The following is a 19907-nucleotide window of genomic DNA, read 5'->3' as shown; positions in this document are numbered from 1 at the left end:
GCAGTTTACGTCTCTTGCCATATGACAGAAAACAGGATATGGCACAAAAAGACGTATGCACCCGCTCTGGATCAAGAATGATACTCTCTCCCCTTGTCATGTCCGAAATACCCACTGCCCTGGGTGCATTCTTGGCTTCTCTGGAAGGTACCGGCACGGCACAGGCTGCTGTTGAGCGTATTGGCTTTACCTTGGCGTATGTGGATTCCGGGGACAACATCACACTTTCACAATGCCCCGAACAACGTCAGGAAGCCATTGAGCTTGCCCAGTCCTTTGGAATGTCTGTCTCATCACAACCGCCTGAAGATGGCTTTACATGGGATGGACAGGTCCTGAGCGGAAGCATGGAGCCATCTGTTATCATTCACGATGTTGCCCACTGGCAGGTTTGCGCACCTGAACGCCGCCACATTCCTGACTTTGGACTTGGTGCAGGGCCTGAAACAGGGCTTAAAAAGCAGGCAGATCAGTGGATGAGTGTTCATGGCATACAACGTGAAATGGAAGAAGCCATGGCTTCATTACTCGGCATTCTGTGGGAAGTTGAACTGGGACACCCAGCGATCCTGGCGTTCCTGGAACAGAATTGGCTGGAAGGCGGCGCCTCTCTTCACAATCGCCAGCACTTTCTGAAAGTATTCAACCATCTACAGCATTATGGCTTGCTGGATACGACGGGACGTCCGACCAGGATCGTGCGGACAGCACCGGATACAGAGTTTCTCGACATTTTTATTACTCCAAACGTATCGTAAGCAAAGCAGTTTCAGAACGCTCTGACCGACCAACAGAAACAGAACCACAGCAACCCTTGCGGAAAATGGCATTTTCCAGTCATCGTGTGTAAGCGGTACCTAGACATCATGTCGGGTATTGCTGTTTTGCCAGTTGGGCAGGCGGGGCAAACCATGTCATTCGCAACGGTTTTCGGTGCCATTCTGGGGTTTGGGTTGTTTGTCGGTGCTATTCTGCTCAGCACCGATAACTTCATGCTGTTTATCGATGTTCCCAGTTTGATCATGGTGGTGGGTGGCACATTCTCCGCGACCTTTGTGTCGTATGAGCCACGCTATGTCATACAGTCCATGCTGAGCCTGCAATCCATTCTCTTCACAAACAAGGTGGGGCAAGGCATCTTGACCCACGAGGTTGGACGGATTATCCGCTGGGGCTACATCATTCAGAAGAACGGATTGGCCGGACTGGAATCAGATTCCGGAAAGGTACGAAAATCCGACCGCTTCCTGGGCTTTGGCATTGATCTTGTAGTTGCCGGTTATACAGGGCCAGAACTCCGCGAGATTCTTGCGGCTACGGTTGAAAGTACATTCCAGAGAAATACGGTACAGGCTGATATCCTGCGCAATATGGGCGGTATTGCCCCCGCTTTCGGCATGATCGGAACCTTGGTCGGGTTGATCATCATGCTGGACTCCATGGGGGGTGATCCATCCTCCATCGGTCCGGGTATGGCCGTTGCACTGGTCACAACGCTATACGGTGTCATGTTTGCACGTATGATCTTGTTACCTGCGGCTTCAAAGGTGCAACAACGTGAAGAAATCATACGCTTCCGGAACTACCTTCTTGCAGAGGGGCTTGCCCTTCTGGCAGAACGCAAAAGCCCGCGCTACATTCAGGACAAGATGAACGCCTTCCTGGATCCAGCAGCACACTTCAGCATAGATCGGTCACGCTCCAACGCCTGAGCCAGCACGCCAGAAGGAAGACGACCATCATGATGGGCAATGGCAACAACCAATTTTCCCGTCCCTCACCACCCGCAGACGATGAAAGCTGGATTGCAACTTTTGCCGATATGGCGACCTTGTTGCTGGCTTTCTTTATTCTGCTGGCTGCCATTTCGAAAATCGATGCTGTTGCCTTCGAGCAGGTCAGCGCCGGGATGGCCAAAGGGGTCGGAAAACGGGAAATAAAAACCCCGACCGAGGACCTGAAGCAACAAGTGCAGAAATCTGTCACCTCTCTTAAAATGCAGGATGTTGTTGCCATTTCGACAGACAGTCAGGGCATTGTCATGGAAATGGGATCCGGGTCGTTCTTTGCCCCGGACAGTGCCGAGCTGGATGAGTCTGCACGGGAAATATTAGCCAAAATCGCTGCAACAATTGGCGCAGAACAATTTAAAAGCTTTCAGATTGAAGTTCAGGGGCATACCGATGACAGCCCAACTGAAACCCCTCAGTACCCATCAAACTGGGAACTGTCCGGTGCCCGTGCCGGAACTGTAGTGCGGTATTTCGAGGAAGCCGGGATTCCCCGGGCACGTATGAAAACAGTGGGAATGGCTGATACGGCGCCCAAGGTTGCAAACCGGGGACCCTACGGCGATGTCCTTCCCCAAAACCAAGCCATAAACCGGCGTGTTGTGGTCCGGGTCTATCCACGGTGATGTCCTGATGATCAGGATAAAATAAGTTCCATTGTATCACGCGCAACCAAGGTCCCGCTCCAGAGCCGTTTGGCCCGCTCCTCAATCTGGGACATGATCAGGTCATCGTGGTCTGGGTCATGATGGAAAAGCGCCATATTTCTGGCACCTGCTTTCTGGCACAGGCGCACGCCTTCCTCCCATGTGGAATGGCCCCAACCGACCTTGGCAGGAAACTCCTCATCTGTGTAAGTTGAATCATAGATAACAAGGTCTGCCCCTTCGATCAGAGACAAGATTACGGAATCAGGCTCACCCGGCTTATGCTCCGTATCCGTCACATAACAAATCGACAGGCCATCAGCTTCTACACGGTATCCTACGGCACCATCTGGGTGATTCAAAGGTGCAGTACGCACCAGAACGCTGTCGGAGAATGCCAGTGGATTACCTGCGTCATAATCTACAAACTCGAGACGAGCCTTGAGAGCCGAAAGGGGGACTGGAAACAAGGGGCTTGCCATTTGGGTCGAAAGAACCTGTTTAATCCCCCCATAATCGTGCAAATGGCCTGCATAAATGCGCATGGAGAAATCGGCACGAAACAAAGGTGCAAAAAATGGAAAGCCGCTGATATGGTCCCAGTGCGTATGAGACAACAGCATGTTGGACTGCGAAATACCCCTGCGGAGCATATCATTGCCCAGACCACGCATGCCTGTTCCCGCATCAAGAATCAGGTGTTGATCGTTGGCCGTGATTTCTACACAGCTGGTATTCCCGCCATAGATCACATGAGAGGGGGAAGAGCACGGAATGCTACCCCGAACGCCCCAGAATTTAACGCGCAGGCTCATGACAGACCTGACCTGACAAAAACAGGCATTCCGGGCACGATCCCAAAAGCCGAGGCTATAGATCCGTTGCGTACAGCAAGCTCCACCAACCCGTTAGAATTGATATACCAGAACGGCACCCCGCTTTCCCCCATCCCGAATGTGCGTTGTCTGCGCAACAGATATCCGCCAACCTCTAAAGTATCTTGATTATCTATCTCCCCACCACGCATACCTGTCATGGCATTACCATAATGGTCAATATAAACCACCTTCTGCCATACGGCTTGCCCCATGCCTGCAGAACACCGAATTATGTCATCAGAACCAACAATAGTGGCGACAAGCGGTGCTCTACATGTGGGACCGGGGGTATATCCGCAGGCCAAGGCCGCCGCCGCGGGAGCAAAAATATCCCGGGCATGAAACGTCGCACTTGCCGTTTCAGGAAACCAATCAAGACTCCAAATCTGTGCTTGCGGATCATCGTCAACAATCCGGCTAAGCAACCCATTATCCGGCCCTACGTACCAGAAACCACGTGAAGACATGACCAATGCCTAGCGACTGGTGCCAACTCCAGGATCGACAACACACAGGAAAACTGCCCCCTTTGGAAAAGGGGATTCACAATAAGACGGTATCAAAGCTGCGGCAAGAACCGGTTCAAAAACAGGAAGATCATGAAACAGATCAATGACAGGAACAGACGGCGCCCTTTGAGCCAGAACAGCCTTGACTTGACCAATATAAGGTCCACTCACCCCAAAATCAGTCAATAATACCAGCACAGCCACCCCCATGGCACGCGCGGATCACCATGATCAGGCAAATTCGGGAATACCGAGAAAAGCGCGAACATCCTCCAACTCAGCAAGCACAGACTCAAGCTCCCGCCTTTGCTCACCGGTCAACCCCTGTGAGATAGATACCTCGTCCTGAGAATCAATATCCTGTCCTGATGTAGGTGTCACACGGCATTCAAGGGCATTCTGTTTCGTACATAGCAATTTCTGCACGCCGCGAATTGTATAGCCTTGATCATAAAGACATGAGCGAATATCCACCAGCAAAGCAATGTCTTCAGGACGATAGTAACGCCGTCCACCACCACGCTTCAAAGGCTTGATCTGGGAAAACTGTGTTTCCCAGAAACGCAGAACGTGCTGGGGGACACCAAGATCCTCCGATGCTTCACCAATAGTACGGAATGCATTCTCGGATTTTACGGGTTGTTTTTCTTTTCTAGACTGCACTGTTCTTACATCCTGAACTCGCCTGCACCGACACAGACGCTACAGGCTAAAACACTGGTGTATCCCTACATGACTATACAGATAAGGCACAAAGAAAACATAGCGCCACAAACTCTTTCTGGCGCCAGAACGGAAAAACAAAGAAACAGGGAGCCCGTATTAACGAGCTTTTCCTGCTTTCTTGGCCAAGCCATCATTAATCTGGTCCTTCAGCAACTGCGAAGGCCGGAAAGTCAGAACCCTGCGCGGGAGGATAGGAACTTCCTGCCCGGTCTTGGGATTCCGGCCAATCCTCTGCCCTTTCTGCCGCACAGAAAAGGTGCCGAACGAAGAGATCTTGACAATCTCCCCCTTGGCAAGAGCTTGGGAAATCTCGGCAAGGACCATTTCCAGCAAGTCTGCAGACTCGTTACGGGAAAGTCCCACCTCCTGATAGACAGACTCACTGAGATGGGCCCGTGTAATGGTGCGTTCCGACATGGAGACCTCGCTAAACCAATACCGCACATGACGGTATATGCACCGGGTAACAGCGTCAATATCAAAGACTTGAAGATGTCCAGAACAAGAGACATCCCGCACATATTGTCAACCGCTGGGCTTTACATCCTGACCAGAGCTGAACCCCACGTAAAACCGCCCCCCATAGCCTCCATCAAAACAAGATGACCCGGACGAATACGGCCATCACGCACAGCCACATCCAAGGCCAAGGGAATAGACGCTGCCGATGTATTGGCATGCTGATCAACCGTTACAACGACTTTCTCGGCAGAGACACCAAGCTTACGAGCTGTTGAGTCCAAGATCCGCTGATTAGCCTGATGCGGCACAAGCCAGTCAATAGCTGCAATGTCAAGCTGAACAGAATCCAAAGCTTCCTGCACAACAGAAGACAAATTATTGACGGCATGCCGGAAAACATCTCGCCCCGCCATTCGCAGGGATCCCACTGTTTTTGTAGAAGACGGACCACCATCTACATACAAAAGGTCATGATGCGTTCCATCTGCATGCAGGTGGGTGGTGAGAATGCCACGATCCTTGCAATCCCCCTGTCCTTGCTCAGCTTTCAGGACAACCGCACCTGCACCGTCACCAAATAAAACACAAGTGCCACGATCAGACCAATCCAGAATACGAGAAAAGGTTTCTGCACCAATAACAAGCGCCGTTTTAACCTGACCTGCTTTTATAAAATTATCCGCAACGGCAAGGGCATAAACAAAGCCTGAACATACCGCCTGGACATCAAATGCCGGACCACCGGCACACCCCAAACGGGCCTGAACACGCGTTGCAGTTGAAGGAAAAGTCTTGTCTGGAGTCGCCGTCGCCAGAATAACAAGATCAACGTCAGAACAATGAACGCCGGCAGAATGCAGCGCCCTTTCTGCTGCCGCAAAGGCCAGATCCGACGTCAGCTGATCATCAGCTGCGATATGACGCTGCCGAATACCTGTTCTCTCAACAATCCACTCATCAGATGTATCAACGACTGACGCCATCTCGGCGTTGGTCATAACACGCTCGGGAAGAAATGATCCCGTACCACACACAACAGATCGCCAAACCATCACGTTTCCATAATCTTCCCGGAACTGCTGTCCGGCGTGGCAACAAATGTAGCATCGATGCCTTTATCAACTGCATCCGGGCTTACAGCAGCAATATCAGACTGGACATCCTGACAACCCAGCTTGATCTTGTCATTCAAGTTATCTGACACAAGATCAATCGCTACGCCAATCGCATTGGCAAAGCCAACATGATCTGCACCCCCGTGGCTTTTGACGCAAATACCGTTCAAGCCAAGGAACAAGGCCCCGTTATACCGCCGTGGATCCGTTCTCTTCCGAACATGCGCAAGGGCACCACGCGCAAGCAAATAGCCCAAGCGTGACAACAAACTGGATCGGAAAGCTTCTTTCAGGAAAGATCCATACAGCTTTGCCGTCCCTTCTGCGGTCTTCAGGGCAACATTGCCGGTAAACCCATCAGTCACGACGACATCAACGGTGCCCGCACCAATATCATCACCCTCCACAAAACCTTTGAATGCCATGAAATCACCGGGAAAACCCCTCAAAATAGTGGCAGCTTCACGAAGGCTTTCAGTCCCCTTTTGATCTTCCGAACCAATGTTGAGAAGCCCGACCGAAGGTTGCCTAACGTGAATCAAGGTACGGGCAAAAACACTGCCCATCACAGCAAACTGGACCAAATTACGGGCACAGCATTCTGCATTGGCACCAAGATCCAGCATAACGCTTTCGCCACGGCACGTGGGGATCAAGGTCGCTATTGCCGGACGATCGATGCCAGGCAATGTTCGCAAAATGAGCTTGGCCATTGCCATCAGGGCACCGGTATTGCCGGCAGAGACAACGCCAGCGGCTTCACCGTCTTTTACGGCTTTTATGGCTAACCACATGCTTGAATTGCGACCCTGCCGAACAGCAAGAGACGGCTTGTCTCCACTGGCAACAGCATCGGGCGTATGACGGACAGAGCAAAAAGGACGAATATCGTTAGAAAGAAGAGGATCGATTTTTGCGGAATCGCCAAAAACCAAGAAATGAACATGGGGGTAACGCAGGCGCGCTACCTTAATACCCTCGAGAACCATATGGGGGGCCTGGTCGCCCCCCATAGCATCAAGCGCGAGAATGAGCCGACTGCTCAAAACATCACCTCAAACCCTGGTTTCAGCCCACAGATAAACGGCTCAAGCCGCTTCGGAAGCAACAACCTCGCGGCCATCATAATGACCACAGCTTCCACAGACATGATGAGGACGCCTCATCTCGCCGCAGTTAGAGCATTCATTATGGGCACCCGCAGAGACAGAATCGTGAGAACGACGCATGTTGCGACGGGACTTGGAAGTTTTTTTCTTGGGAACGGCCATTTTTCGCTACTTTCAATCCTGTTCGGGCCTGCATGGAAGCCAGCCTTAATATACAAAAAGCACAAAAACCGCAAGCATCATACCACAGGAAAACGCATCCTTAATCCTTGCGGAGTTTACCAAGGGCCGAGAAAGGACTTTCTCTCTCGGGCTCATTCACGCTGACCCCCGGCGGAACAGCCAACAAGGCTCCCTCGGAGCGAGCAAACGGGTTGATTGACAATCCCAAGTACTCGGCCGAGATCTCCCCCAGATCGACCATCCCATTGACAATTGGTTCGGGTGGATCTTCGCCCTCGGGATCAAAAGCTATTTCGGTAGAGTCTGCCCCATCCGGAGAGAAGGCATAGGAAAGACTGAAACGTTCGGTAAGAGAAGTTGCAAACTTCTGCAGGGAGACGCCACAAACCTGTATAATGTCTGCCGAAAATTCACCTTCAGCCCGTATAACGTCGCCAGAGGCAACGGCCTTGAGATGGATCCTCGCCTCAAACGATGAAAGCGTGACCAGTCCAAACCGGGCGGCCAATGCCTGACATTCCTCTGCCGAGGCAGACAGCACAAACCAGCGCCCCCCGGCAGGCAGGCGCTCAACATTGACTGGTCGCGAAAACTCAGGTTCCACACAAAGCTCTGGTACACTTGCCATCAGGCATCAATCCTTGCTCGTTCATCGGTAGATGGCGTCCACCATACCAGTCTGTTGCCCATAACATCATCAAAAGGCTGCTTGGTCATATGCTCAACGATCTGCAGGACACAGACGGCCATGCTCCTGACCTGTTCTGCTGCGGGGCCTGGCGCTGGAGCCGAACGGTATAGATTCCGCGACAGGGCTGCCTCAAGCGTCTGGATATCGCCAGATTCAACAGGGGGCTCATAAGCCGCAACACGACCATAATAAGCTTTTGCCATCCCTTTGATATGTTTGCCAACGCTCAGATCTCCAACGCCCATTTCGCGTAAATTACGGTCCATATCGCGAAACATGGCATCAAATATTTCTTGGGCAAAGGCAGATGATTCTTGGGTTTTCTCAGCTCTGACCCGATGAATCAACAAAAAAACATAAAGCGCTATCATATCAAAGCGGCCGTCCACTGTATCAGGGACACCGCAACATTCAAAAAAGAACGGGGCACGCGCCTGAGACACAGCGGAAACGTACAGGTCTTCGGCAGCACGGCGCCGACGCCGCTGGGACAGGAAAGCTGAAAACATGGTTACGCTCTCTTTTAAAAGCCGGATCAAAGCAGATGCATCTGGTGTAACGTGGCCGCCCCAAGTGGACAATGCCTGAAATATAAAGCACCGTGCATCAGCAACGGGTAGGCTGGACCTGATCCAGGTTTCAGTCTATGTATGGGGCTTGGCGCAGCAGTGTGCAGCCGACCAATGAACGGATACCCATACCTGACGGATATGCCAATGCCAAGGATCGATCATTCATCACTCTCTGCGTTATTGCGTCGCAGCACAGTCACGGCCTTGGCGCTTGTCCTGCCTGCCGTCACGTTGCTCTCTGCCTGTTCTCCGGATATCAAGGCTCACGGCGCGTTGCCAACAGCTGCCCAGATGGAAGATATACAGGAGGGGCGAAGCTCAAAAGCTGATGTTGCTGCCGCGCTGGGCTCTCCTTCGACCACCTCACTCTTCGATGGAGAGGAAACGTGGTACTACATCGGCTCCAAGCAGGAGCAGTTTGCTTTTTACCCGAACGAGGAGCTGGAGCGCTCGGTTATCGCCATACGCTTCGACCGTTCAGAGACAATCCAGAGCATTCAGCGCAATGGCCTGAAAGATGGTACCGATGTGACCTTGGTCGCCCGCGAGACACCAACTGCAGGGAATAAAATGAACATTTTTGAGCAACTTCTTGGCAACATCGGGAAGTTTAACAAAGATTCTACAAGTACATTTGACGGGAAATCAAATATACCCGGCCAATAACAGACAGATAATCCTGGCATAAAAGAAAAGGAGGGAGACGTCTTATAGTCTCCCTCCTTTTGTGATTTATCCCGCAACAATCGCTAGCAACAGTATCGCAACGATATTGGTAATCTTGATCATGGGATTTATTGCGGGGCCGGCTGTATCCTTGTATGGGTCACCGACAGTATCACCGGTAACTGCAGCCTTGTGAGCATCGGAGCCCTTCCCTCCATGATGCCCCTCTTCGATAAACTTTTTCGCATTATCCCATGCGCCACCACCCGACGTCATGGATATTGCCACAAACAACCCCGTCACAATCGTTCCCAGCAACATAGCCCCCAAAGCTGTAAATGCTGGCACAGGCCCACCTATAGCCCAAACCAGGGCGGTAAGAAGAATCGGCGCCAGAACCGGCAGCAGGGAAGGAAAGATCATTTCGCGGATAGCCGCCTTGGTTAACATGTCAACACATGTTCCATACTCTGGCTTGGATGTACCCGCCATAATACCGGGCATCTCGCGGAATTGGCGTCGCACCTCGACCACAACAGCTCCAGCAGCGCGTCCCACAGCCTGCATACCAAGAGCTGCAAACAGGTACGGCAGAAGACCACCAATAAAAAGCCCCACCACCACATAAGGGTCGTGCAGCACAAAGGCAATCTCCATATCAGGAAAGTAATACTGGAGATCTTCAGTATACGCGGCAAAAAGCACCAAGGCCGCCAAACCAGCAGAGCCAATAGCATAGCCCTTTGTCACGGCTTTCGTTGTATTTCCAACGGCATCCAAGGCATCTGTGACCTTGCGTACATCCGGCGCAAGGTTAGCCATTTCAGCAATACCACCCGCGTTGTCTGTTACCGGGCCATAAGCATCCAGGGCAACAACCATACCCGCCAAAGCCAGCATCGTTGTTGCTGCAATCGCAATACCGTACAACCCAGCTGCGATATAGGAAACGATAATACCAACGCAAATGCACAAGACAGGCAAGGCTGTCGCTTCCATGGAAACAGCCAGCCCTTGGATGACATTGGTACCATGCCCAGTAACAGATGCATCAGCGACAGAATGGACCGGACGGTGATTGGTTCCCGTATAGTACTCTGTAACCCAAACGATAAGACCTGTTACCGCCAGACCCGTCAGGGCACAGATCACGAGAGGCCCGGGTGCGACCCCTGCAAGCCCAACCCCTTGGCCAAAAGTAGCATCATCGAAAAGCCAGAAGGTAATGGCGACAATCAATATACCCGAGAAAACAGCGGAACCGATGAAGCCCTTGTAAAGGGCATTCATGATATTACCGTCCGCCCCCAGTCGCACCAGATAGGTTGCAAGAACTGACCCTATAATGCACACAGCACCAATCAGCAGCGGATAGAGCATCATGAGTGGTGCCAAGCTTTCGGGAAAGAAGATAGCCCCAAGGAGCATGGTTGCGACCATCGTTACAACGTAAGTTTCAAACAAGTCGGCCGCCATACCGGCACAATCCCCGACATTGTCGCCAACATTATCGGCAATCACAGCCGGATTGCGGGGGTCATCTTCGGGAATGCCAGCCTCGACCTTTCCAACCAGATCAGCACCAACATCAGCTCCCTTTGTAAAAATGCCACCACCAAGCCGGGCGAAGATGGAAATCAAGGAAGCGCCAAAGCTAAGCGCAACCAAGGCTTCCAGCACATTGCGCCGGGGAATATCCATCGTATTCAGGAAGAAGTAATAACCGGCAACTCCGATAAGCCCAAGCCCGACGACCAAGAAACCAGTCACAGCTCCCGAGCGGAAAGCCACGGACAAGGCAGCTTTCATGCCACCACTGCGCGCCGCTTCAGCCGTACGAACATTGGCCCTGACAGAAACATTCATACCGATGAAGCCGGCAATACCGGACAGAACCGCACCAATCACAAAGCCAACAGCAACTGCCAGTCCGAGACGCCATCCCAAGAACAAGCATATTACAGCACCAACAATAGCAATAGTTGTATACTGACGCCGAAGATAGGCCGACGCACCTTCTTGAACGGCATCTGCAATGCGCCTCATATCTTCCGTCCCCACCCCGGTGGCAAGAACAGAGCGCGTAACAAGAATGCCGTACAATATGGCAAGAGATCCACAGGCAAAGATAAAGACATAAGAGGCTGTCATCATTTACCCTCCAGTCCGAAGACGACGGGTGAGCGTGACAGAAGCATGTCCAGACCGCAACAATTGGTTGCTACCCAAGGAAAAGTAAAAGGAAAGAACAAAGCCCTCTATTCCATACCTCAAGGACAGAAGTATGGAGTTAGCGATCAAAAACGGAGATCACCATCACCTCGCGCACAGCACCAGGCCCGGCAATACGATCCGTTATTCCCTGAAGGCGCTGTTTGAGGGCACGAACATCCAAAGTAACACGCGCATGAATTTGCTCGGGAACAACAACATAAAGCATCTGCAAATATGCCGCCTGTAATTTGGACATATGCCGGTTCACAACCTCCTCCTGCCCAGGCTCGACATCCAGACGCAGGGTAATAGTAAAATTCTTCTGAACCTCACGATCACGCACAACCGGCACAACAAAGGGCGGAAGATCAACGAAAACAGGATCAACCTGAGGATGCGCCACAGGTGCTGGAGTCTCTGGTTCCTCGACACGCGCCTCCATCGGGGTGATCATCCCGGTAAAATCGGGAATAACGCCGAATCGGACCAAGCCGACAGCTCCAAGAGCAATAATAACAACCAGAGCAACCACCAACAGCATGAGGCGGAGCATCGACCCTGTCCCCATTTTCATATTGCCGAGATGCCTGACGATACCATCAGAAGTGCTTGAAACCAGTTTTTTTAGGTTGCCATGTCCCCCCGGAAATCCCCGCTACATGGCAACCATTGCCTTCTGTAAAACGACCAATAACACTGAGGGGAACCCCACCCACCTCTGATGGAAGATCAAAGGAAGGGTCAACAGCCATAAGAAGCTCATAATCATCACCGCCAGCCATGACAGCCTCATAGAGCGATGAATTGCTCGTCACACAACAGCGTACTGGCCCAGAAAGAGGGACGTCGGCCAACGCAATGTCAGCCCGCAGACCAGAAAGCTGACACATGTGACCAAGATCCTGAACAAGACCGTCCGATATATCCATCGCCGCCCGTATACCGCCAGACAGAGCAGCCGGCACAGAAAGTCTTGGACGGGGTATACGATACCGATCGACAAGAAAATCTTTCCCTGCCTGATCACAAGACAGCCCCACCACCCCCTGAGCTGACATCAAGCCAAGTGCACCATCGCCGATGGTTCCCGTAACCACGACCAGATCTCCCGGCATGGCAAACCCACGACGCAATGCTGTCCCGGAATCAACGGTACCCATGGCGGTAATAGTAAAACTGGCTGGTCCCGGCGTAGCAACAGTATCCCCTCCCAGTAAGGGGATGCCAAAAAAGGCTACATCGTCTGCCAGACCACGGGCAAAGTCCACCAGCCAATGATCAGGAGTCTCCACTGGAAAGGCACAGGTCAGCAGGAAGCCATAGGGATCTGCCCCCATGGCCGCCAAATCAGATAAATTCACCCTAAGCACTTTGCGTGCAATGGAGCCAGAAGGGTCATCAGGCAAGAAATGAACCCCGGACACCAAGGCATCTACCGTGACAACCAACTCTCGCCCGGCTGGTATATCAATGACAGCAGCATCATCCAGAAGGCCATAGGCTCCGGGACAAGAACGGGCCAAAGGCGCAAACAAATCTGCAATAATCTGGAATTCAGACCGTGCCGTCATTATTGCCGTCAGAACGCGGTTTGTGCACGGCGTTCATCTCCTCGGGACGCAACTGGCGAGCCAACTTGTCCATCATGGCATTGACCATCCCAGGTTCAGATCCATCAAAGAATGAGCGTGCAATATCGACATACTCCGAGATACAGGCCCTCGCAGGCATATCCGGACGGTCAGAAAGCTCGTAAATACCGCAGCGCAGTACAGCACGAAGAAGCGGCTGCAAGCGTGCAGGATCCCAGCTGGCTCCCAAAGAACCATCTATAATGGCATCAAGGCGAGTGGCCGATGCATGAACTCCACGAACCAGAACGGCAAAGATCTCCGCATGTAACTCTATCAAGGGCACAACGTCTTCGGTTTCCAGATCCAGATCTTCTTTAATCACTTCACCACCAATGGCACCGGTCATGAAGTCACTAATGACGGCATCCACGGAGGCGGATGTCAGAATCATCTGATAAGTTGCCTGAATAGCTGCCAGACGGGCTGCACTACGACGAAGAGCGGTATCAGAATTCTTGTGTTTTGTCATGTTTGGTACGAGCTCTCAGAGCCCTATTTCCTTTTTTATCTGCATCATGGACAGGCACGCTGCTGCCGCCTGCCCACCTATATTTTTCTGGTCAAACCGGGCGCGCTCCACGGCTTGTTCCCGGGTGCCACAGGTCAGGATACCGTTTCCAACAGCCAAGGAGTATTCAAGGATCAAGTCTTGAATTCCACGCATTGCCTCTCTGCAAACATGCTCATAGTGGTCGGTCTCACCACGTATGGCGCACCCAAGGACAACGTATCCCGCATAGCGTTCCTCTATGGCACGCAGCTCCATAGCACGGATCGCAAAACGAATGACAGCAGGAAGTTCAAGAATACCGGGGGCAATAATTCGCTTGTATCCTATGCCATGCTCGGTCAGTTCCTGAATGGCCCCCTTCACCAAGTGATCTGTAATATCGTCATAGAAACGCGCTTCAACAATCAAAACGCGTGGCGCTGCAGAAACCATGGCTTTAGTCCCCCATATCTTCATCGATTGGCCGCCACCCACTGACGCGAAGGCCGTACCCATCCAGTCCGATAATATTCTTTTCCGAGTTGGACAACAGGATCATATCCTTCACACCCAGGTCCAGAAGGATCTGCGCCCCGACACCATAATCGACAAGCCTGCCACGATCATTGCCGCCCCTTATTCTCTCCCTGAGATGATCGGTCAATGTCGAGCGGTTTGGCTCTCGCAGCAACACAACAACACCACGATCGTAACGGCCAATCATATCCATTGCAGCCTGCAGCTGCCCTGCCTTGCCGCCGTGGACATCACCCAGTACATCATCCAGAACATGCAGAGCATGCATCCGGACAAGCACCGGCCCTGGAAGGGACAGATCACCTTTTGCAAGCACAATATGTTCAGCGTAGTTCAAAGTATTTGTGTAGACAGACATCGTCCAGTCCCCTCCCCACTTCGAGGTAAACGGGCTTTCAAGGACTTTCTCCACCAGCTTTTCTGTACGACGGCGCCAAGCAATAAGATTAGCAATGGTCGAAATCTTCAGCCCGTGCCTCTGGGAAAATGCCACCAGATCCGGCATCCGGGCCATGCTGCCATCATGGTTCATGATCTCGCAGATAACCCCCGCAGGGTTCAATCCAGCCAAACGGGCAATATCCACCGCAGCTTCAGTATGCCCGGCACGAACGAGAACCCCGCCATCACGGGCCATCAAAGGGAAAACATGCCCGGGGGTCGCAAGATCATTCCTGGTCTTCCCGGGATCAATGGCCACTGCAATCGTCCGGGCCCGGTCCGATGCCGAGATACCGGTCGTAACACCTTCGCGCGCTTCAATTGATACGGTAAAAGCTGTTCCCAAACGTGACTGGTTGTGGCTGTCCATCATCGGCAACTGCAACGTATTACAACGGTCAGCCGTCAGGGCCAGGCAAATAAGGCCACGACCGTGCGTTGCCATAAAGTTCACAGCTTCCGGCGTTGCAAACTGCGCCGGAATAACCAGATCACCCTCGTTCTCACGATCCTCATCGTCAACCAAGATAAACATACGCCCATTGCGGGCTTCTTCGATAATCTCTTGGGCGGGAGACAAACACTCAGAAAAATCAGAAGACACAGACAAAGCTCCGGATCTGGGAAACAGTGCGGTCAGGCCAAGCCAGAACCCGTCAATCTGTCAACATAACGCGCAAGAAGATCAATTTCAAAATTATGCCTGGTACCTATACCGGCCCTTCCCAGCGCTGTCACCTTTCTGGTGTGGGGAATGACCGAAACCTCGAAATCTGCATCAGACACAGCATTGACGGTCAGTGAAACCCCATCCACGGTCACGGATCCCTTGACCGCAACAAAGCGAGACAGCTGCGGTTCAAACTGAAAAACTATCCGGACCGCATCATGGTCGGGGAGCAGGCTGGTCACCGTTGCAACTCCATCAACATGGCCCGAAACAATATGCCCCCCGAATTCATCCCCCATACGCATGGCCCTCTCCAGATTGACCGGCGTCCCGGGAGTCCATTCACCCAAAGTCGTGACGGCCAATGTTTCGGGAGACACATCAGCAGCAAACCATCCGTCACCCTTGTCAACAACAGTCAGGCAACAGCCATTACAGGCAATAGAGGCACCAAAAGGAATATCCCCGGTCGGATAGGACGTCGAAAAAAAGAACCGGGTCCCCTGGTTCCTTTCAATATGCTTGACCGCCCCCAAGTCTGTGACAATGCCGGTGAACATTCAGGCTAACTCCTTGCCAACACGTCGGTCCGCAGAAGCATTCTCAGCCTCCAAGACCGTAACAGTATCACTGCCACAGGGATAAGAATATTTGTACAGAAACCTATTTACTCCTGAAAGGCGGGATAGCGCCAATGCACCAACGCCGTCGATACCATCGGCACCAATAACTATTGGGGCATGAAACCAGACAACACGGTCAATCAGACCAGCCTTCAGAAATGAAGCGGCTACAGCCCCCCCACCTTCCAGAAAAACACGTGTAAAACCACGTGATCCCAGCTCGTTGGCAACATGAAAAGGCTCAAGATAATCCAGACAAAGAACCTCAGCCCCACGATGCCGGAGGGAGGCAACACGCATCGAGTCAGAAGATGACGATGTTATAACCAGAACCGGCGCTTCCCGCGATGAAGATAGAAGCTGCGCGTGATCGGGCAACCGCAGGCGCCCATCAAGCACAATGCGCACAACCGGGCGCCGGTCAAAACCAGGAAGACGGCAGCGCAAATCAGGATCATCAGCCAAAACTGTACCTGAACCAACCAAGACCGCATCATGCTCTGCCCGCATACAATGGACAAGATGCCTTGCCTGCTCTCCCGTGATCCAGCGGCTTTCACCGGAAGCTGTCGCTATTTTCCCATCCATACTGGTTGCCAGCTTCAACGTAAAAAGCGGGCGACTACGCTTTATACGAGAGAAGAATCCCTGGTTCAGATCAATTGCGGCATCAGAGAGAAGGCCAGTCAACACCCCTACCCCGCCCATGCGGAGCATATCGAGGCCGCGACCACTCACACGCGGATCCGGATCAGAGGATGCCACAACACACCGGGCAATTCCGGCTTCAATCAGAGCCGTGGCACAAGGAGGAGTCTGTCCAAAGTGACTACAAGGCTCCAAGGTCACGTAAGCTGTAGAACCGCGTGCCCGGTCTCCTGCCTGCAAAAGGGCAACGGTTTCAGCATGAGGCCTGCCGCCGGGTTTCGTCCACCCCCGCCCCACAACAACACCCTGAGGCGAAACAAGAACGCAGCCAACAGCAGGATTGGGCCACGTATTACCCAACCCCCTCCTTGCCAAGCCAAGAGCCAGCTCCATAAAGCCAAGATCGGCGTCAGAGAAATCCCCGTATACGGTGCCTGCATCCACAATCAGTGTTCCGCTGTTGGCTCGGCACCACCAAGGGTTTCAACGAATTCCTCAAAATCACGGGCTTCGCGGAAATCCTTGTAAACAGAAGCGTAACGCACATAGGCGACAGGATCCAATGCTTGAAGAGCTTCCATAACCATTTCACCAATTGTGGCCGAAGGAATCTCCGTATCGCCTGAACTTTCAAGCCGCCGCTGAATGCCATTGACGACACGCTCCAAACGCTCTTCGTCAACACGGCGTTTACGACAAGCAATGTGGATAGACCGGGACAGCTTGTCCCGGTCAAAGGAAACGCGCTGTCCGTTATTCTTGATAACAATCAAATCACGCAGCTGCACTCTCTCGAAGGTCGTAAACCGGGACGAGCATGCCAAACAGAAACGACGACGACGAATGGCTGAATTATCCTCTGTCGGTCGCGAATCTTTAACCTGCGTATCATCATTGCCACAAAACGGACAGCGCATAGTAATCCCCTGCGATACTTCACATTCTCGCCGGAGCTTACAACATTTTATCCCCATGAGGATAGATGGGGAACTGGCGGCACAACGCGCCGACTTCGGCCCGCACAGCCGCTTCGACCACGCCATTGTCCTCTCGGCTGGCAGACAATCCATCCAGGACCCGAATAATCAGACGACCAACAGTCCGGAATTCCTGTTCACCAAAACCGCGTGTAGTTCCAGCTGGCGTACCCAAGCGAATACCGGATGTTACCGTCGGCTTCTCCGGATCAAATGGAATGCCGTTCTTATTACAGGTAATGCCGGCGCGCTCCAGAGAAGCTTCCGTGATATTACCCGTCAAACCCTTGGGACGCAGGTCCACAAGCATCAAATGCGTATCGGTGCCACCCGTTACAATATCAAGCCCTCCCTTGACGAGTTCATCGGCAAGGGCACGGGCATTGGTGACAATCTGGGCCGCATAGTCACGGAACTCCGGACGCAACGCCTCTCCAAAAGCAACGGCCTTGGCTGCAATAATATGCATCAGCGGCCCACCCTGAAGACCAGGGAACACGGCTGTATTGATTTTTTTTGCCAACTCCGGATTGGTGGTCATGATCATACCACCACGCGGGCCTCGCAAGGTCTTGTGCGTTGTGGTCGTGACGATGTCAGCAAACGGTACAGGGCTGGGATGAACACCACCAGCTACCAACCCTGCAAAGTGAGCCATATCCACGAGAAGCAAAGCCCCAACCTTGTCGGCAATAGCCCGGAAACGGGCAAAGTCAATATGACGCGGAATAGCAGAACCACCCGCGATAATTAACTTTGGTTTATGTTCCGTTGCCAAACGGTCCACCTGGTCATAGTCGACGCCAGAGTCTTCGCGCCGCACGCCGTACTGGATGGCATTGAACCACTTGCCGGACTGGGCCGGAGGAGCACCATGAGTAAGATGACCGCCAGCAGCCAAGCTCATACCCAGTATGGTATCGCCAGGCTGAAGAAGGGCCTGGAACACAGCACCGTTTGCCTGGGCTCCGGAATGTGGTTGGACGTTGACAAACTCAACACCAAAAAGATTCTTGGCCCGTTCTATTGCCAAGGATTCCGCAACGTCCACGCACTCACAGCCACCGTAGTACCGTTTCCCTGGATATCCTTCCGCATACTTGTTCGTCAGCACCGATCCTGCGGCCTGCAGCACAGCCCTGGAAACAATATTCTCTGACGCAATCAGCTCTATCTGATCCTGCTGGCGACGCAACTCTGCGGATAATGAAGCCATTACCTCGGGATCGGCCGCAGAGATATCCTGCGTAAAGTAGGCGGGAGAAACGGCGTAGGTCATCAACAAGCATCCTCTGTGACAGGGCATTATGCACCCGGGCCAAAAAAAAACTGATAGAACAGCAGGCGTCAGCTTATCTTCTCAATACGAGCACAATGGCGCCCACCCTCAAATGCGGTACTCATAAATACACTCAAACAATCAATTGCTGTCTCCACGCCGGTTGTGCGCCCCCCCAGCACAATGACATTGGCATCGTTGTGCTGGCGCGCCAACCGTGCGCCAAGGGCATCATGCACAAGTGCAGCGCGAACGTGACGATAACGATTGGCCGCCATGGAAATACCAATACCGGACCCACACAGCAAAATCCCAACATCAGCAGCACCTGCCGCCAAGGATTCCGCCATTTTCCCAGCGTAATCAGGGTAGTCTACAGAATCAGGGCTGTTCGTTCCAAGATCGAGAAGAGCACAGCCCGCCGAAACCAAGTGTCCAACCAAGGCTTTCTTGAGATCAAGCGCTGCATGATCATTGGCAATAGCCACAGATTTTGGCGTCATTTACAGAACTGCCGCAATAAGAAGAACGGATGGTAATCTTATATACACGTTTGTTTACCTGCGCCATTCAAAAGAGGCAGAGACAATACATTCACGGTTTCTTTGAGCGATTCAGGACCCAAAGCAGCCGGCGCAGGGCTGCCTTTTGCATAAAGGTCGTCGGCAAGGCAGCCGGACAAATAACCTTTACTTCCGTATTTGTGGGCACATGTATCGCAGAAACTTGTGCTGAATTCCCAAGAATTCTTATTTCAAACAGCACCTCATCTGATGATGGCGCAGCCATGCATGCCTTCCCCACAACAAGCTCTACACGATACAACCTGCCAAACCGCACGCAAGTGGTGTGGTTTGCTGCACTCATATATTTTGGCATTAGGGACTATTCCAAGCCCACATCGCGACTATACAGCACGTCGAGTGGTTGTCAGCGACTTTGTGTATGGCGTCCCCACGGGGATTCGAACCCCGGTCGCCGCCGTGAAAGGGCGGTGTCCTAGGCCTCTAGACGATGGGGACGCAGGCTCAGGAAGGCGCACGTTG

25 protein-coding genes, 1 tRNA gene and 1 pseudogene are annotated in these 19907 nt (G+C 52.5%); 4 read left to right on the top strand and 23 right to left on the bottom strand.

The genetic code is table 11. The annotated features are described in order from the left end of the window. Nucleotides 1-77 precede the first annotated feature (77 nt). From HEQ61_RS01375 to HEQ61_RS01365, 3 genes are all read left to right on the top strand, one after another. Nucleotides 78-758 carry a hypothetical protein gene (locus HEQ61_RS01375; RefSeq protein WP_245183042.1) on the top strand — a complete coding sequence of 227 codons (681 nt, stop codon included), beginning with the start codon at nt 78-80 and terminating at the stop codon, nt 756-758. Nucleotides 759-911: 153 nt separating this feature from the next. Continuing rightward, nucleotides 912-1712 carry a motility protein A gene (locus HEQ61_RS01370; RefSeq protein ID WP_066135509.1) on the top strand — a complete coding sequence of 267 codons (801 nt, stop codon included), beginning with the start codon at nt 912-914 and terminating at the stop codon, nt 1710-1712. Between the two features lie 29 nt (nt 1713-1741). Next, nucleotides 1742-2416 (top strand): flagellar motor protein MotB, encoded by a 675-nt coding sequence (locus HEQ61_RS01365; RefSeq protein WP_168018862.1) that lies wholly within the window; start codon nt 1742-1744, stop codon nt 2414-2416. Nucleotides 2417-2427: 11 nt separating this feature from the next. Here the strand turns inward: HEQ61_RS01365 and HEQ61_RS01360 are convergent, their stop codons facing one another. The 10 genes and pseudogenes from HEQ61_RS01360 to HEQ61_RS01320 form a co-directional block, all read right to left on the bottom strand. Then, on the bottom strand, nt 2428-3252 hold the full coding sequence (locus tag HEQ61_RS01360) for an MBL fold metallo-hydrolase (protein WP_066135505.1): 825 nt from the start codon (nt 3250-3252) through the stop codon (nt 2428-2430). Further along, nucleotides 3249-3527: an SAM hydroxide adenosyltransferase gene (locus HEQ61_RS11455; protein ID WP_322099170.1), complete on the bottom strand. Its 279-nt coding sequence runs from the start codon at nt 3525-3527 to the stop codon at nt 3249-3251. The genes HEQ61_RS01360 and HEQ61_RS11455 overlap by 4 nt, the downstream gene beginning before the upstream one ends. 90 nt (nt 3528-3617) lie before the next feature. Further along, nucleotides 3618-4034 (bottom strand): annotated as a pseudogene (locus tag HEQ61_RS11450) (SAM hydrolase/SAM-dependent halogenase family protein); the annotation flags it as partial. Between the two features lie 21 nt (nt 4035-4055). Then, complete coding sequence (locus tag HEQ61_RS01350; protein WP_168018861.1) at nt 4056-4487, bottom strand: MerR family transcriptional regulator; 432 nt, start codon at nt 4485-4487, stop codon at nt 4056-4058. Nucleotides 4488-4646: 159 nt separating this feature from the next. Beyond that, nucleotides 4647-4967 (bottom strand): integration host factor subunit alpha, encoded by a 321-nt coding sequence (locus HEQ61_RS01345; protein WP_066135498.1) that lies wholly within the window; start codon nt 4965-4967, stop codon nt 4647-4649. A 122-nt stretch (nt 4968-5089) separates the two neighbouring features. Beyond that, on the bottom strand, nt 5090-6064 hold the full coding sequence (locus tag HEQ61_RS01340; RefSeq protein ID WP_168018860.1) for a beta-ketoacyl-ACP synthase III: 975 nt from the start codon (nt 6062-6064) through the stop codon (nt 5090-5092). Beyond that, complete coding sequence (gene plsX / locus HEQ61_RS01335) at nt 6064-7173, bottom strand: phosphate acyltransferase PlsX (RefSeq protein ID WP_168018859.1); 1110 nt, start codon at nt 7171-7173, stop codon at nt 6064-6066. The genes HEQ61_RS01340 and plsX overlap by 1 nt, the downstream gene beginning before the upstream one ends. Nucleotides 7174-7215: 42 nt before the next feature. Next, nucleotides 7216-7398 (bottom strand): 50S ribosomal protein L32, encoded by a 183-nt coding sequence (gene rpmF / locus HEQ61_RS01330; protein ID WP_082811943.1) that lies wholly within the window; start codon nt 7396-7398, stop codon nt 7216-7218. A 100-nt stretch (nt 7399-7498) separates the two neighbouring features. After that, nucleotides 7499-8047 (bottom strand): YceD family protein, encoded by a 549-nt coding sequence (locus tag HEQ61_RS01325; protein ID WP_168018858.1) that lies wholly within the window; start codon nt 8045-8047, stop codon nt 7499-7501. Beyond that, nucleotides 8047-8619, bottom strand: coding sequence for a ubiquinol-cytochrome C chaperone family protein (locus HEQ61_RS01320; protein WP_168018857.1), 573 nt, complete (start codon nt 8617-8619; stop codon nt 8047-8049). The genes HEQ61_RS01325 and HEQ61_RS01320 overlap by 1 nt, the downstream gene beginning before the upstream one ends. 207 nt (nt 8620-8826) lie before the next feature. Between HEQ61_RS01320 and HEQ61_RS01315 the strand changes: the two genes are divergently transcribed. Beyond that, nucleotides 8827-9348 (top strand): outer membrane protein assembly factor BamE, encoded by a 522-nt coding sequence (locus tag HEQ61_RS01315; protein ID WP_168018856.1) that lies wholly within the window; start codon nt 8827-8829, stop codon nt 9346-9348. 66 nt (nt 9349-9414) lie between these two features. On the opposite strand, the gene HEQ61_RS01310 is transcribed toward HEQ61_RS01315, so the two are convergent. From HEQ61_RS01310 to HEQ61_RS01255, 13 genes are all read right to left on the bottom strand, one after another. Beyond that, entirely contained in the window at nt 9415-11499 is a 2085-nt protein-coding gene (locus tag HEQ61_RS01310) for a sodium-translocating pyrophosphatase (protein ID WP_168019233.1), read from the bottom strand. Between the two features lie 139 nt (nt 11500-11638). Next, the gene (locus HEQ61_RS01305) at nt 11639-12115 is read right to left on the bottom strand and encodes a hypothetical protein (protein ID WP_168018855.1); all 477 of its coding nucleotides are present in this window, start codon (nt 12113-12115) and stop codon (nt 11639-11641) included. A 46-nt stretch (nt 12116-12161) separates the two neighbouring features. Continuing rightward, nucleotides 12162-13133 (bottom strand): thiamine-phosphate kinase, encoded by a 972-nt coding sequence (gene thiL / locus HEQ61_RS01300; protein ID WP_168018854.1) that lies wholly within the window; start codon nt 13131-13133, stop codon nt 12162-12164. Beyond that, nucleotides 13117-13665, bottom strand: coding sequence for a transcription antitermination factor NusB (gene nusB / locus HEQ61_RS01295; protein WP_168018852.1), 549 nt, complete (start codon nt 13663-13665; stop codon nt 13117-13119). The genes thiL and nusB overlap by 17 nt, the downstream gene beginning before the upstream one ends. Nucleotides 13666-13680: 15 nt before the next feature. Then, nucleotides 13681-14139 (bottom strand): 6,7-dimethyl-8-ribityllumazine synthase, encoded by a 459-nt coding sequence (gene ribH, locus HEQ61_RS01290; protein ID WP_168018850.1) that lies wholly within the window; start codon nt 14137-14139, stop codon nt 13681-13683. Nucleotides 14140-14143: 4 nt separating this feature from the next. After that, the gene (gene ribB / locus HEQ61_RS01285) at nt 14144-15268 is read right to left on the bottom strand and encodes a 3,4-dihydroxy-2-butanone-4-phosphate synthase (protein WP_168018848.1); all 1125 of its coding nucleotides are present in this window, start codon (nt 15266-15268) and stop codon (nt 14144-14146) included. A 32-nt stretch (nt 15269-15300) separates the two neighbouring features. Next, nucleotides 15301-15894 (bottom strand): riboflavin synthase, encoded by a 594-nt coding sequence (locus HEQ61_RS01280; protein WP_168018846.1) that lies wholly within the window; start codon nt 15892-15894, stop codon nt 15301-15303. Then, nucleotides 15895-17049 carry a bifunctional diaminohydroxyphosphoribosylaminopyrimidine deaminase/5-amino-6-(5-phosphoribosylamino)uracil reductase RibD gene (gene ribD, locus HEQ61_RS01275; RefSeq protein WP_322099161.1) on the bottom strand — a complete coding sequence of 385 codons (1155 nt, stop codon included), beginning with the start codon at nt 17047-17049 and terminating at the stop codon, nt 15895-15897. 2 nt (nt 17050-17051) lie between these two features. Continuing rightward, nucleotides 17052-17522, bottom strand: coding sequence for a transcriptional regulator NrdR (gene nrdR, locus HEQ61_RS01270; protein ID WP_168018845.1), 471 nt, complete (start codon nt 17520-17522; stop codon nt 17052-17054). A gap of 37 nt (nt 17523-17559) precedes the next feature. Then, the gene (gene glyA, locus HEQ61_RS01265; protein ID WP_168018844.1) at nt 17560-18861 is read right to left on the bottom strand and encodes a serine hydroxymethyltransferase; all 1302 of its coding nucleotides are present in this window, start codon (nt 18859-18861) and stop codon (nt 17560-17562) included. A 68-nt stretch (nt 18862-18929) separates the two neighbouring features. After that, nucleotides 18930-19364: a ribose 5-phosphate isomerase B gene (rpiB, locus tag HEQ61_RS01260; RefSeq protein ID WP_168018843.1), complete on the bottom strand. Its 435-nt coding sequence runs from the start codon at nt 19362-19364 to the stop codon at nt 18930-18932. A gap of 91 nt (nt 19365-19455) precedes the next feature. Next, nucleotides 19456-19650, bottom strand: a complete 195-nt coding sequence (locus HEQ61_RS11570; protein WP_415877242.1) for a DUF6898 family protein — start codon at nt 19648-19650, stop codon at nt 19456-19458. Between the two features lie 157 nt (nt 19651-19807). After that, nucleotides 19808-19883, bottom strand: a tRNA-Glu gene (locus tag HEQ61_RS01255). Nucleotides 19884-19907: the final 24 nt, after the last annotated feature.

The sequence above is a fragment of the Haematospirillum sp. H4485 genome (assembly GCF_012102745.1).
In the GTDB taxonomy this organism is placed as follows: Bacteria; Pseudomonadota; Alphaproteobacteria; order Rhodospirillales; family Rhodospirillaceae; genus Haematospirillum.
This window is presented reverse-complemented; position numbering and strand designations above follow the sequence as displayed.